This window comes from Streptomyces sp. ME19-01-6, from assembly GCF_033793745.1.
GTDB lineage: Bacteria > Actinomycetota > Actinomycetes > Streptomycetales > Streptomycetaceae > Streptomyces.
Genome location: NZ_JARAXF010000025.1, coordinates 1 through 14,136 on the forward strand (window position 1 = coordinate 1; position 14,136 = coordinate 14,136).

Here is a 14,136-nt window from a genome sequence, read left to right on the forward strand (position 1 = left end):
GGATTCCACCTCCACGCTCACGCTTCCCCGCCCAGGTGGGAAGAACCCGCGCCGGACCTTACGGTTCACATGGGATCGCTTAGCTGATCAGAGACGCTTTCACACCCTGACCCTGGAATCCGACCCTCACGCCGAAGGGTTCTACTTGCGTATGGGAGCCGAGCGCATCGGCGAACGAGAGGTCGCCGGGGGTGGGACCAGTGCTTCACGCTCTCGCCGAGCTGATCAACGACCTCGGCATCCCCACTCGCGGGCGCAACGCGACCATCCGTCAGCATCTCCAAGAGGCTGGCCCCGTTGCCGCACGCCGATACCCCGCCGTGGTCCGCGGAGCGAAGCGATCGTCGGGCCGGTAGTACTCCACGGCGGTGACCTCCGCCTTGTCCGGAGCCGGGCGCTCCAGCATCACGGGCAACCACGCGATCACCACCCGGACATGGGTCAGCAGTTCAGGCACGGACCAGGGTGCACACCGTGTGGGGCGGTCCCACTCGGCCTCGGACAGGCCGGCGACCGTATGCGAGAGCTCCGAGGCTTCGAGGCGGAATGCTTCCAGCACACGGTTCTGATCCATGCCGATCAAGCTGCCAGCGGCTTATGCGCGGTGGCCCGCCGCGCGTACACCTCTGTCTCGACCTTCATTGCGGGGGTCGGCGAGGCCGCACATGAGTATCGTGGCGGCCGGCCGGACCTCGCCGAAGCGGCGGCGCAGAACCGGCCAGCAGGGCGCGAAGTCCGCGCGGTCGGGCAGCAGATAGCGCACCCGCACCACGTCGGCGAAGGTGCACTCCGCCTCGGTCAGCGCCGCCTCGATATTGCCCAGGCACTGCTCGGCCTATTCGACCACGTCGTCGGAGAGCGTCATGGTGGCGTAGTCGAACCCGGTCGCCCCTGACACATGCACCCAGTCGCCGTCGACCACGGCACGGGCATAGCCGATCTGCTCCTCGAAGGTCGAGCCGCTGAGGATCACGCGTCGCTCTGTCATGCGCCGAACGCTAGGTGACCAGGGCGGATACGTCTCATACAGCCGCAAGCCAAGGCGCGTGGCCATCACCCCCGCGGGCCGCGAGCTGGACACACGTGGGGTACGCCCCCGGCTGGGGCCGGGGACACCTCCGTCCCAACAGGGGTCATTGCGCCGCCCCCGCCGTCTCGGCGCTCTCGGCGGCGGCGACCCGCGGCGCGTCGCCGCCCGTCGCCCGGGGCCGGCCACGGAGGCCGAAGGCGCTGATGAGCGCGGCCAGGGCGGCCGCGAAGAACGGGACGAGCAGGGCGGCGTGGTAGCCGTCGAGCAGGGCCTGGGGGGATCCGCTGTCGTCGGTGGCCGCGATGTTGACGGCGGTGACGGTGGACAGGCCGAGTGCGGCGCCGAACTGGAAGGAGGTGTAGAGGAGGCCTCCGGCCAGGCCCTGTTCCTCCTCCTGGACGCCTTCGGTCGCGACGATGGTGAGCGGGCCGTACGCCAGGGAGAAGGCCAGGCCGAGGGTGATGAAGCTGGGGAACATCGCCGCGTACGTCCAGTCCTCGCCGACCGGCAGGAACAGGGCGTACGACAGCGCGGCCAGCACCAGACCGCCGAAGATGACCCGGGCGTTGCCGAAGCGTTCGACGAGCTTGGGGGTGAGGGTGGGCGAGAGAGCGGCGTCGATGCCGATCACCAGGAGCGCGAGGCTGGTCTCGACCGTGGACCAGCCGCGCAGCTCCCGCAGATACAGCACGGCGATGAACTGGAAACCGAAGAAGCCGCCGGAGAAGAACAGCGCGGAGAGGTTGGCGCGCACCAGGGAGCCGCTGCGGAGGATCCCCAGCCGCACCAGCGGGGCAGCCGCCCGGCGTTCGGTCAGGACGAAGACGGTGAGGAGTACGAAGCCGGCGGCGAGGGTGCCGAGCGTCTGGCCCACGCCGGTGTGGGCGGCGCGTTCGACGGCGAGGACGAGAAGCACGATCGCACCGGTCACGGTGAGCGCCCCGAGCAGATCGACACGCTGTCCGGTGCGGTCGGGCCGCTCGCACTTGGGGATGAGGGCCGGCGCGGCGACCAGGATGAGGAACGACAGGACTACGGGCGCGAAGAACACCCAGCGCCAGTCGGCCGAGGTCAGCAGCCCTCCGACGACCAGGCCGATGGAGAAGCCCCCGGCCGCGGTGCCGGAGTAGACCAGGAGGGCCTTGTCGCGCTGCGGCCCCTCCTCAAAGGTGGTCGTGATGATGGACAGTCCGGCCGGGGTCATGAACGCGGCGGCGACCCCCGTCACAAAGCGGGCGACGATGAGCGTCGGCCCGTCGTCGGCGAAGCCGCCGAGGCCGGAGAAGAGCAGGAAGACGGTGAGCCAGAGCAGGAACATCCGCCGGCGGCCGAAGAGGTCCGCCGCTCTTCCGCCCAGCAGCATGAACCCGCCGTAGCCCACGACGTACGCGCTCATCACCCACTGCAGCTCGCCGGTGGACATCCCCAGGTCGGCGCGGATCGACGGCAGGGCCACGTTGAGCATGGCCACATCGATGCCCTCCAGGAAGATCGCTCCGCACAGCACGAAGAGCACTCCCCAGGCGCGCCCGCTCAAGCGGGCGGCGCCGGGCTCGGGGACGGTCTCCTGCGGTGGTGATGTGGACGAACTGGACGTCGTGGACACAGCACAGCTCCTTGAAGCAAGAAGAAAAGGAGGGAGGAAGGAGAGGGGACGCGTCGCGGGCGGTTACCGGGACGCCTGTCAGTTCCCTCTTGTTACCGCCTCGATCCTGATGCACCCTGAACGACCATGGAAGAAGGCACTTTGAAGTCACCGAGTCACTGCACGGGAACCGACGACGACCACATCCGCCAGTGGGACACCCGCGAAGGCTGCGAGGTCCGTCAGATCCTCGACCGTGTGGCCGACAAGTGGTCACTGCTCGTCATCGCCCTGCTCGACTACCGCACCATGCGCTTCACCGAACTGCGGCGCGAGATCGACGGGATCAGCCAGCGCATGCTCACCGTGACGCTGCGCCAGCTGGAGCGCGACGGGCTGGTGCGGCGTACGGTGCACCCGGTGGTCCCGCCGCGCGTGGACTATCAGCTCACCCCGATGGGCGCGACACTGCACAACACCATTCAGGCGCTCGTCGAGTGGACCGAGGACCACCAGGACGAGATCGCCACGGCCCGCGCCGCGTACGACCGGCGTGAGGCCGAGGCCAAGGTGATGGCCACGGGCGGGGCGTGAGAGAACCGGCGCCGAGCCGTCCCGGCGCGTGCCGGGGCACACGAGCCGAGGGAGACATCGGGCCAGGGCGCTCCGCCGTCGGAGTGAATTTCCATTCTTGGCCCTTGGCCGGTGTCATCACCGCTTGAGCTACTGAAGTCCCGGGACCCGGCCCCGGCCCCGAATTCACGCGTGCGGCACGGGAATTCGGCACGAACCCACTCGCGCCGACGACGTGCACGCGCGGAGGTAGCCATGCTTTTGACGCCGAGCGACGGGTCCACCGGCGGTGGCGACACGGTGACCGTCACCGGCACCGATCTCGGCGGCGCCACCTCGGTGTACTTCGGCCCCGACGAGGCGGCCATCACGGGCAACACGGCCACCTCGGTCACGGTCGTCTCGCCGGCGGGCTCGGGGGTGGTCCCGGTCGTCGTCGCCACGGCGGGCGGGCCGAGCGCTCCACAGCCGCTCTTCTACATCCCTCCGCCCGTCGTCATCGGCGTCAGTCCGTCGTCCGGACCGCTCACGGGCGGCGGCACCCTCGTCATCACCGGCCGCCATCTGCTCACCGCCACGGCGGTGAGCATTGGCGGATCGTCTGTGACCCCGACCGTGGTCTCGGACACCACGCTGCAGGTCACCGCCCTGGCGCAGGCGGCAGGCGTCGCCGCCGTGGCCGTCACGACCCGGGGCGGGGTCGCCGACGACGTCTTCTTCACCTACGTCGCCCCGCCGAGCGTCACCGGCTTCGCTCCGATCACCGGACTGACGACCGGGGGAACGACCGTCGCCATCACCGGCACCGACCTGCTGACCACCACCGGTGTGACCTTCGGCGGCGTCCCGGCCGCGTTCGGCGTGATCTCCGACACGCAGGTCGCCGCCATCACACCCCCGCACGCCCTGGGCGCGGTCGCCGTCGCCGTCGCCGTCACCACCACCGGGGGCAGCGACACCGCTCCGGCCACGTACCTCTACCTGTGAGGTGTACCTCTACCCGTGAGGCGTCCTGGCCGCCCGTCAGCCCTCGTAGTCGTAGAACAGCCGCTCCACCACCGCCCGCGCCCGCCGCGTCGTCCGTCGGTAGTCGTCGAGCATCTGGCCGACCATGCCGGGGCCGTAGCCCAGGTAGCGGGAGACCGCCGCCAGTTCGCGGCTGTCGCCGGGGAAGGTGTCGCCGGGGCGGCCGCGGACCAGCATGATGCCGTTGCGGGCGCGGGTGGCCAGTACCCAGGCCTCGTCCAGGGTCTGCGCGTCCTCCGCGCCGATCAGCCCGGCGGCGTGGGCGGCGGCCAGGGCCTCGCGGGTGCGGGGGGTGCGCAGGCCCGGTTCGGCCCAGCCGTGGCGCATCTGCAGCAGCTGTACCGTCCACTCGACGTCGGCCAGGCCGCCGCGGCCCATCTTGGTGTGCGTGGTGGGGTCGGCGCCGCGGGGCAGGCGTTCGGATTCCATACGGGCCTTGAGCCGCCGGATCTCGCGCACCGCGTCGTCGCCGAGGCCCTCGGCGGGGTAACGCAGCGGGTCGATCAGCTCGATGAAGCGGGCGCCGAGGTCGGAGTCGCCCGCGACCGGCTCGGCGCGCAGCAGCGCCTGGCTCTCCCAGACGAGCGACCAGCGCCGGTAGTAGGCGGCGTACGAGGCGAGGGTACGCGCCAGCGGGCCGGACTTGCCCTCCGGCCGCAGGTCGGCGTCGATGGCCAGCGGCGGGTCGACGGTGGGCAGCTGGAGCAGCCGCCGCATCTCGTTGGCCACGGCGAAGGCGGCGCGCGAGGCTTCCTGGTCGTCCACGCCCTCGCGCGGCTCGTGGACGAACAGCACGTCGGCGTCCGAGCCGTAACCCAGCTCGTGGCCGCCGAACCGGCCCATCCCGATGACCGCGAAGCGGGTGGGCAGCTCCTCGCCCCACTTCTCGCGCACCGCGGCGCGCAGCGCGCCCGCGATCGTCGCGGCGTTCAGATCGGAGACGGCGTCACCGACCAGGTCGACCAGCGCGGGCGGGTCCAGCGGCGGCTCACCCACCCCCGGAACGCCCTTGGCCGCCGCGGCGGCATGGGCGGTCCCGGCCGGCTTGGCCCCGGCGGGGCGGAGGGGGCTCGGGGGGCCCGGCCTGGCGGCCGGGGGCCGCGCGCCGCCGTCGGCCGCCGCGAGCGCCCCGGCGCCCGCCGCCCCCGCGCCGCCGGGCGGCGGGAGGCTCACGGACGGCTGTGCGGCGCCGTTCGCCAGGCGCGCGCTCTCGATGATGTCGGCGGCCGCGGTACGGAACAGCTCGCGCCGCCGAACCCCGCGGGCCGCCGCGACCGCCGCCTCCGCGCCCTCGGCGCGGCCGACCGCCGCGAGGGTCTCCTGCTCCAGGTGGGCCCGGCCGCGCGGCCGGAGCCCCTCCGGGTCGCCGAGCAGGGCGACCGCCTCGGGGGCGCGCAGCAGCAGGTCGGGGGCGAGCCGCCCGGTGGACAGCACCCGCGCCAGATTCTCCGCGGCGGCGCCCTCGTCGCGCAGCAGCCGCAGATACCAGGGCGTCTTGCCCAGGGCGTCCGAGACCTTCCGGAAGCCCAACAGCCCGGCGTCCGGGTCGGCGGAGTCGGCGAACCAGCCCAGCAGCACGGGCAGCAGCGTACGCTGAATCGCCGCTTTACGGGTCACACCGGACGCCAGCGCCTCCAGATGTCGTAGCGCGGCGGCCGGATCGGCGTAGCCGAGGGCCTCCAGGCGCTGGCCCGCGGCCTGGGAGCTGAGCCGGGTCTCACCGGGCTCCAGTTGGGCGACCGCGTCCAGCAGCGGCCGGTAGAAGAGCTTCTCGTGCAGCCGCCGGACCTCGCGCGCGTGGCGCCGCCAGGCCGCGCCCAGCTCGGGCACCGGCTCGGTGCGGAAGCCCAGGGAACGCCCCAGGCGCCGCAGGTCGGCCTCGTCCTCGGGCACCAGGTGGGTGCGGCGCAGCCGGTACAGCTGGATGCGGTGCTCCATGGAGCGCAGAAAGCGGTACGCGGCGTCCAGCGCGGCGGCGTCGGAGCGCCCCACGTAGCCGCCCGCGGCCAGCGCCGCCAGCGCGTCGAGCGTGGTGCCGCTGCGCAGCGTCTCATCGGACCGCCCGTGGACCAACTGCAGCAGCTGGACGGCGAATTCGACGTCGCGCAGGCCCCCGGGCCCGAGCTTGAGCTCACGCTCTATCTCGGCGGCGGGGATGTTCTCGACGACGCGGCGGCGCATCTGCTGCACGTCGGGGACGAAGTTCTCGCGCTCGACGGCCTGCCACACCATGGGCGCGAGGGCGTCCACATACGCCTGGCCGAGCTCGGCGTCGCCCGCGACCGGCCGGGCCTTGAGCAGCGCCTGGAACTCCCAGGTCTTGGCCCACCGCTGGTAGTACGCCAGGTGGCTGGACAGGGTGCGCACCAGCGGCCCGTTGCGGCCCTCGGGGCGGAGGTTGGCGTCGACCGGCCAGATACTGCCCTCGACGGTGGCCTCGGAGCAGATCCGCATCAGCCGGGAGGCGAGCCGGGTCGCGGCCTGCACCGCCTTGCCCTCCTCGACGCCCTCCACAGTTTCTGCAACGAAGATGACGTCCACGTCCGAGACGTAGTTGAGCTCCTGGCCCCCGCACTTGCCCATGCCGATCACGGCGAGCCGGCAGGCGGCGGCGTCCTCGGGCTGCTCCTCGGCGGCGATCTCCAGCGCGGCGCGCAGCGTGGCGGTCGCCAGGTCGGCCAGCTCCGCGGCCGCCTGGGCCACGTCGGTGGTGCCGCACACATCGCGGGCGGCGATGGCCAGCAGCGCGCGGCGGTAGGCGATGCGCAGCGCGTCGGGCCGGGGCCGGCCCGCCCCGGGCGGGCCCCAGATGCCCTCGGCCAGGGCCCGCTCGAATTCGGGGGTGGTCGGGTGCAGATCCGCCGACTCGTACGTCACCAGGGCCTGCCAGTCCCCCGGGTGCCGGGCGAGGTGGTCGCCCAGCGCCTCGGACGCGCCGAGCACCCCGAGCAGCCGGTCGCGCAGCGGCTTGGCGGTGACGAGGGTGTCCAGCAGCGCCTGCCGCGAGCCACTGCCCGAAACGGCCGCGGCGGAGCCGGCCGAGCCGTTACCGCCCGCTGATCCCGTCGCGCCCGCCGCCCCGCCGTCCGGCAGCGCCTCGACGAGCCGTACGAGCCCACGCAGGGCCAGGTCGGGGTCCGCGGTCGCGCCCAGGGCCTCCAGCAGCACCGAGTCGCTCCGTACGCCGGACAGCTCGGGCGAGTCCAGCAGCAGCTGGGCGGCGGAGGGGTCGGTGAAGCCGTGCCGCAGCAGCCGGGTGAAGTTGCTGCTCCTGCGTCCCTGCGGTACGGACATGCCGCCGCCTCCCGTGCCTCTCGAGTGCCGCCGCCCATGGCCCCGCGCCACCGATGACCAGGGCGGGTCCGATCACGAGCCTAGGCCCTGCGGGGCGGGGAGTGACGTGTGAGATCAGCGCTGGACGAATCGGGTCGCCTGTGCTGTCAGGGCCCCAGCACTGCCAGGAGTGGCGGACGGAGACGGCGACGCAGGCGTCGTGCTCAGGGTGCTCGGGGTGCCGGTCGGTCGCGGGCGTCGTGGTGGCGACGCCCCGTCGCCGGTGCTCCCCGCTGCCCCGCTGCCCACCAGATCCACGTGTTGCTCGCCGCCTGCGGCCACGGGCGGCAGTTCAAGATCAGTGAGCCCGCAACTCCCGGCCGACGTCATGCGGGCGCCGACCGGGAGCCTCGATCCACCAGGGCACGCCCCGCGCCTACAGCACCGGCAGGTTCTTGCGCAGCTCGAAGGGGGTGACCTCGGAGCGGTACTCCTCCCACTCCTGCTTCTTGTTGCGCAGGAAGAAGTCGAAGACGTGCTCGCCGAGCGTCTCGGCGACCAGCTCGCTGCGCTCCATCAGGGAGATGGCCTCGCCCAGGTTCTGCGGCAGCGGCTCGATGCCCAGGGAGCGCCGCTCCCCGTCGGACAGCGCCCATACGTCGTCGTCGGCGCCGGCCGGGAGCTCGTAGCCCTCCTCGATGCCCTTGAGGCCCGACGCGAGCAGCACGGCGTAGGCGAGGTAGGGGTTGGCGCCGGTGTCGAGGGAGCGGACCTCGACGCGGGTGGAGCCGGTCTTGCCGGGCTTGTAGAGGGGCACGCGGACCAGCGCGGAGCGGTTGTTGTGGCCCCAGCAGATGTACGAGGGGGCCTCGCCGCCGGCACCCGCGGTGCGCTGTGAGCCGCCCCAGATGCGCTTGTAGGAGTTGACCCACTGGTTGGTCACGGCGGAGATCTCTCCGGCGTGGCGCAGCAGGCCCGCGATGAAGGAGCGGCCGACCTTGGAGAGCTGGAACTCCGCGCCGGACTCGTAGAAGGCGTTCCGGTCGCCCTCGAAGAGGGAGAGGTGGGTGTGCATGCCGGAGCCGGGGTATTCGGAGAACGGCTTGGGCATGAAAGTGGCCTGCACGCCCTGCTCCAGCGCCACCTGCTTCATGACCAGCCGGAAGGTCATGATGTTGTCGGCGGTGGACAGCGCGTCCGCGTAGCGCAGGTCGATCTCCTGCTGGCCGGGCGCGCCCTCGTGGTGGGAGAACTCGACCGAGATGCCCATCGACTCGAGCATGGTGATGGCCTGGCGGCGGAAGTCCATGCCGATGTTCTGCGGGGTGTGGTCGAAGTAGCCGGAGGAGTCGGCGGGCACCGGTCGGCTGCCGTCCACGGGCTTCTGGCTGAGCAGGAAGAACTCGATCTCGGGGTGGGTGTAGAAGGTGAACCCGAGGTCGGAGGTCCTGGCCAGGATGCGCTTGAGCACGAAGCGCGGGTCGGCGAACGACGGGGAGCCGTCCGGCATCAGGATGTCGCAGAACATCCGGGCGGTGCCGGGGGCCTCGGCGCGCCAGGGCAGGATCTGGAAGGTGCCCGGGTCCGGCTTGGCGATCATGTCGGACTCGTAGACGCGGGCGAAGCCCTCGATGGCGGAGCCATCGAAGCCGATGCCCTCGTCGAAGGCGCCTTCGAGCTCGGCGGGCGCGACGGCGACGGACTTGAGGAAGCCGAGCACGTCGGTGAACCACAGCCGCACGAACCGGATGTCGCGCTCTTCGAGGGTGCGGAGCACGAACTCCTGCTGCTTATCCATGGTCCCCTATCCTTGCAGGTCAGACGGCTCTTGGGGTACGCGTGGGGCACCTTTGGACCCCAGTATCACCTGCCGGGGTTTCGGTGAGGTTTCGGGCCTCCTCCCGGTTTCCCCGCCACGATGTGTGCATCGTACTTTCATGCGGCCCCGGACGGCCCCGAGCACTTCGCACACGGGCCCGCCACCGGGGTTTCGATACCCCTTGGGGGTAAGCTGTGGCCGAAGTCGGCATGCGCCGACACCGATCGTAGGGGCTGTGGCCGACCGGAGCGACCGGAGGAACCGATGCGCGGACAGCGGAGGGCGACGACCGCCCGGTGCGGTCGGCTGGTGGCTTCAGGGCTCGGTTTGCCTCCGGCGCTCTGTGCCGCACCCCTGCTGCGCATATAGGAGCGCGTCCGCCCACCCCCCGCACCCCGCGCGGGCGAGGCGTACGCGCCGCCCCTCCACGCAGCTCACACATCGGCCATTGGGGTGCCCACTCATGCACGCATTCACTCGCCGCGCCGTGCTCGGCGCGGGAATCGCCGTCGCGGGCGGCGGCGGACCGCTCACCTCCTGCTCCCCCTCCTCCGCGTCCGACGACCCACACGGCCCGCACCGGGCCGGCAACGCCGGCGCACCGGCCGCCGAGCAGCCCGCCCCGGAGGGCTATGTCTCTCCCCACGGCGTGGAGGTCGCCGCCACCGAGGGGCTGCGGGAGCAAAGGGCCCGGGGGACCGTACGGGAGGTCAGGCTCACCGCCACCACCACCTCGCTCGACCTCGGCGCCCGTACGGTCAGGACCTGGGCGTACGGGGACGAGCTGCCCGCCCGGCCGATCCGGGTCACCGCGGGCGACACCCTCGCGGTCCGGCTCGCCAACCACCTGCCGCACTCCACCACCCTGCACTGGCACGGCATCTCCCTGCGCAACGACATGGACGGCGTCCCGGGCCTGACCCAGCCGCCGATCAAGGCCGGGGCCTCCTTCGACTACCGCTTCACGGTGCCGGACCCGGGCACGTACTGGTTCCATCCGCACTCCGGCGTCCAGCTGGACCGGGGGCTGTACGCGCCGCTGATCGTCGACGACCCCAGGGAGCCACTGGAGTACGACCAGGAGTGGATCGTCGTCCTCGACGACTGGGTCGACGGGGTGGACGGCAGCACCCCGGACGCGGTGCTGGAGGAGCTCGGCGGCGGCATGGCGGGCATGGCGGGCATGGATGATACGGGCGGCGGGGACGACGACGGCTCCCACGCGCCCCGCACCGGCCCGTCCCGGATGCTGAAGGGCGCCAAGAGCCGACTGCTGGACGGCGACCCGGGCGATGTGGCGTATCCGTACTACCTGGTCAACGGCCGCACCCCGGACGCCCCCCGGACCTTCCGCGCCAAGCCCGGCGACCGCGTCCGCATCCGGATCATCAACGCGGGCGGCGACACCGCCTTCCGCGTCGCGCTCGGCGACCACACCATGACGGTCACCCACACCGACGGCTTCCCGGTCGAGCACACCACCACCGACGCGCTGCTGCTGGGCATGGCCGAGCGCTACGACGTGATGGTCACCGCCCAGGACGGGGTCTTCCCGCTCGTCGCGCTCGCCGAGGGCAAGGGGCACTCCGCGATGGCCCTGCTGCGCACCAGCGAGGGCGCCGGGGCACCGGGGCCGTCCGTACGCCCCCGGGAGCTGGACGGCAGGCTGATCACCGCGGACAAGCTGCGGGCCGCGGAGGTCGTGCGGCTGAAGCCCCACGACCCCGACCGGACGATCCGGCTGCGGATCACCGGGTCCATGAAGAGGTACGACTGGGCGATCAACGGCAAGCCGTACGACCCGTCGCAGCGCTATCCGGTGCGCGCGGGCGAGCGGGTCCGCCTGTCCTTCATCAACGGCACCGACATGTGGCACCCGATGCATCTGCACGGCCACACCTTCCAGCTGCCGGACGGCGGCCCGCGCAAGGACACGACCATCCTGCTGCCGCACCACAAGGTGAACGTCGACTTCGACGCGGACAACCCGGGGCTGTGGATGGTCCACTGCCACAACGTCTACCACTCGGAGTCCGGGCTGATGACGATCCTCGGTTACCGGAGGTAGCTGGTCGGTGACCCGGCCTCCGCCGTATACGACGGCGGAGACCGGGCCGACGTGATGAAGGAGACACTCAGGGCCATCGTGTCAGAAAGACGATTACACTGGTTGCCGTGCCTCAACTTCGCCTCGCTCTGAACCAGATCGACTCGACCGTCGGCGACCTCGACGGCAACACCGAGTCGATAGTCCACTGGACCCGGCACTCCGCCGAGCAGGGCGCCCACCTGGTGGCGTTCCCCGAGATGGTGCTGACCGGCTACCCCGTCGAGGACCTGGCGCTGCGCTCGTCCTTCGTCGAGGCGTCCCGCGCCGCGCTGCGCGCGCTCGCCGCCCGGCTGGAGGCCGAGGGCTTCGGCGAGCTGCCCGTCGTCGTCGGCTATCTCGACCGCAGCGAGCGCGCCCAGCCGCGGTTCGGCCAGCCGCCCGGGGCCCCGCAGAACGCCGGCGCCGTGCTGCACCGCGGCGAGGTGGTGCTCACCTTCGCCAAGCACCACCTGCCGAACTACGGCGTCTTCGACGAATTCCGCTACTTCGTCCCCGGCGAGACGCTGCCCATGATCCGTGTGCACGGCGTCGACGTCGCGCTCGCCATCTGCGAGGACCTGTGGCAGGACGGCGGCCGGGTGCCCGCCACCCGCTCCGCCGGGGCCGGGCTGCTGCTGTCGATCAACGCCTCGCCGTACGAGCGCGACAAGGACGACACCCGTCTGGAGCTGGTCCGCAAGCGCGCCCAGGAGGCGGGCTGCACCACCGCGTACCTCGCCATGATCGGCGGCCAGGACGAGCTGGTCTTCGACGGCGACTCGATCGTCGTCGACCGCGACGGCGAAGTGATCGCCCGCGCCCCGCAGTTCGCCGAGGGCTGCGTCCTGCTCGACCTCGACCTGCCCGCCGCCGACCCCGGCTCCGTACCGCGGGGCGTCGTGGACGACGGGCTGCGCATCGAGCACCTCACGCTCTCCGCGGACCCACTCCCGGCGTACGAGCCCGAGCTGGCCGGCGGCGAGGCCGAGCGCCTCGGCGACGACGAGGAGATCTACACCGCGCTCGTCGTCGGCCTGCGCGCGTACGTGGCCAAGAACGGCTTCCGCAGCGTGCTGATCGGCCTGTCCGGCGGCATCGACTCCGCGCTCGTCGCGGCCATCGCGTGCGACGCGGTCGGCGCGCAGAACGTGTACGGCGTCGCGATGCCGTCCCGCTACTCCTCCGAGCACTCGATCGCCGACGCCGCCGAGCTCGCCCGGCGCACGGGGCTGAACTTCCGTACCGTCCCCATCGCGCCGATGTTCGACGCCTACATGGAATCGCTGCACCTCACCGGCCTGGCCGAGGAGAACCTGCAGTCGCGGCTGCGCGGCACGATGCTGATGGCCATCTCCAACGAGGAGGGCCACATCGTGCTGGCCCCGGGCAACAAGTCCGAGCTGGCCTGCGGCTATTCGACCCTGTACGGGGACTCGGTCGGCGCGTACGGCCCCATCAAGGACGTCTACAAGACGTCCATCTTCCGCCTGGCGCAATGGCGCAACCAAGCCGCGGAAGAGCGCGGCCAGACCCCGCCCATCCCGGAGAACTCGATCACCAAGCCCCCGAGCGCCGAGCTGCGCCCGGGCCAGGTCGACACCGACTCCCTCCCCGACTACGACGTGCTCGACCGGATCCTGGAGCTGTACGTCGACCGGGACCAGGGCCGGGCGGAGATCGTCGCGGCGGGCTACGACGACGAGCTGGTCACCCGCATCCTGCGGCTGGTCGACACCGCCGAGTACAAGCGCCGCCAGTACCCGCCGGGCACCAAGATCTCCGCAAAGGGCTTCGGCAAGGACCGACGGCTGCCGATCACCAACCGCTGGCGCGAACACGGGCCCCTTGCCTGAGTTTGTGGTGAGTATGGGACAACGACACGCCGTGCCGTCGGCGTGTCGTTGTCCCATACTCACCACAAAGCGACGGGCAGGGCCTACCTGCCGCCTGCGCGTCCAGGAACTTCCTGATCAGCCCCAGCCACTCCCCCGGCGCCTCCACGAACGGCAGGTGGCCGGACGGGATCTCGGCGAACTCCGCGCCGGCTATCCCGTCCGCGACCTGCCGGTGGTGGTACGGCGTCACCATCGCGTCCAGCGCGGTGGAGATCACCAAGGTGGGCACCCGGACCCGGCCCAGGTCCTCGCGTACGTCCACGCTCCCGACGAGCTCGACCTGCTGGATCGCCCCGGGCGGCACGGACCCGCTGCCCCCGGCCACCGTCTCGGCGAGCTGCTCCGGGCTCATCCGGTCCACGTAGGGCGCCCCGGCTCCGGCGAGCAGCGTCCACCGGGCCCTCGCCTCCCCGTCGTCCGACCTGAGGTGGCGCAGCCAGTCCTCGACCAGCAGCCGCATCCGCGCGTTCGGGTGCGCGAAGGTGGCCGTCAGCACCAGGGCGGTCACCCGCTCCGGGTGCCGGGTCGCGGCCCGCAGGGCGACCGGGCCGCCCAGGGAGTACCCGGCGATCGCGAAGGTCTCAAGACCCTCCTCGACGGCGGTGGCGACGAGCTCGTCGGCGAGCCGGTCGAGCTCCAGCGGCCCCTCGGCGCGCGGGGTGCGGCCCGAGCCGGGGTAGTCGGGGCCGACCACCTTGTGCCGTTCGGCCAGCCCCTCCAGGATCGGGCCGTAGTTCCCGTCGACGCTGCCGGTGGCGCCGTGGGCGAGGAGCAGCCCGGGGCCCGTGCCGCGCACGATGCGTCCGAGCGTTGATGCGGTGGTCATGAAGATGTTCCTTCCATGGA

The 14,136-nt window shown here is 71.9% G+C and carries 9 protein-coding genes and 1 pseudogene; 4 read left to right on the forward strand and 6 right to left on the reverse strand.

Going from position 1 to position 14,136, the window contains the following annotated elements:
* Window positions 1-271: 271 nt before the first annotated feature.
* The 3 genes and pseudogenes from PV419_RS37935 to PV419_RS37945 all read right to left on the reverse strand — a co-directional run bounded on the left by PV419_RS37935 (window position 272) and on the right by PV419_RS37945 (window position 2,567).
* Window positions 272-574, reverse strand: a complete 303-nt coding sequence (locus PV419_RS37935; protein ID WP_319696820.1) for a maleylpyruvate isomerase N-terminal domain-containing protein — start codon at window positions 572-574, stop codon at window positions 272-274.
* A 5-nt stretch (window positions 575-579) separates the two neighbouring features.
* Window positions 580-988, reverse strand: a pseudogene (locus tag PV419_RS37940) (RidA family protein).
* A 145-nt stretch (window positions 989-1,133) separates the two neighbouring features.
* Window positions 1,134-2,567 (reverse strand): MFS transporter, encoded by a 1,434-nt coding sequence (locus PV419_RS37945; protein ID WP_319696991.1) that lies wholly within the window; start codon window positions 2,565-2,567, stop codon window positions 1,134-1,136.
* Between the two features lie 195 nt (window positions 2,568-2,762).
* Here PV419_RS37945 and PV419_RS37950 point away from each other — a divergent pair, with 195 nt between their 5' ends.
* Both PV419_RS37950 and PV419_RS37955 read left to right on the forward strand, forming a co-directional pair.
* On the forward strand, window positions 2,763-3,209 hold the full coding sequence (locus PV419_RS37950) for a helix-turn-helix domain-containing protein (protein WP_319696822.1): 447 nt from the start codon (window positions 2,763-2,765) through the stop codon (window positions 3,207-3,209).
* Between the two features lie 234 nt (window positions 3,210-3,443).
* Window positions 3,444-4,175 carry an IPT/TIG domain-containing protein gene (locus PV419_RS37955; RefSeq protein ID WP_319696824.1) on the forward strand — a complete coding sequence of 244 codons (732 nt, stop codon included), beginning with the start codon at window positions 3,444-3,446 and terminating at the stop codon, window positions 4,173-4,175.
* Between the two features lie 36 nt (window positions 4,176-4,211).
* On the opposite strand, the gene PV419_RS37960 is transcribed toward PV419_RS37955, so the two are convergent.
* Both PV419_RS37960 and PV419_RS37965 read right to left on the reverse strand, forming a co-directional pair.
* Window positions 4,212-7,508 carry a bifunctional [glutamine synthetase] adenylyltransferase/[glutamine synthetase]-adenylyl-L-tyrosine phosphorylase gene (locus PV419_RS37960; protein WP_319696826.1) on the reverse strand — a complete coding sequence of 1,099 codons (3,297 nt, stop codon included), beginning with the start codon at window positions 7,506-7,508 and terminating at the stop codon, window positions 4,212-4,214.
* 415 nt (window positions 7,509-7,923) lie between these two features.
* Complete coding sequence (locus tag PV419_RS37965) at window positions 7,924-9,285, reverse strand: glutamine synthetase family protein (protein WP_319696827.1); 1,362 nt, start codon at window positions 9,283-9,285, stop codon at window positions 7,924-7,926.
* Between the two features lie 484 nt (window positions 9,286-9,769).
* Here PV419_RS37965 and PV419_RS37970 point away from each other — a divergent pair, with 484 nt between their 5' ends.
* Window positions 9,770-11,374 (forward strand): multicopper oxidase family protein, encoded by a 1,605-nt coding sequence (locus tag PV419_RS37970; protein ID WP_319696829.1) that lies wholly within the window; start codon window positions 9,770-9,772, stop codon window positions 11,372-11,374.
* Window positions 11,375-11,481: 107 nt separating this feature from the next.
* Window positions 11,482-13,248 (forward strand): NAD+ synthase, encoded by a 1,767-nt coding sequence (locus PV419_RS37975; RefSeq protein ID WP_319696831.1) that lies wholly within the window; start codon window positions 11,482-11,484, stop codon window positions 13,246-13,248.
* Here PV419_RS37975 and PV419_RS37980 read toward each other — a convergent pair.
* Window positions 13,211-14,116, reverse strand: coding sequence for an alpha/beta hydrolase (locus tag PV419_RS37980; RefSeq protein WP_319696832.1), 906 nt, complete (start codon window positions 14,114-14,116; stop codon window positions 13,211-13,213). The two genes, PV419_RS37975 and PV419_RS37980, sit on opposite strands and share 38 nt — an antisense overlap.
* Window positions 14,117-14,136: the final 20 nt, after the last annotated feature.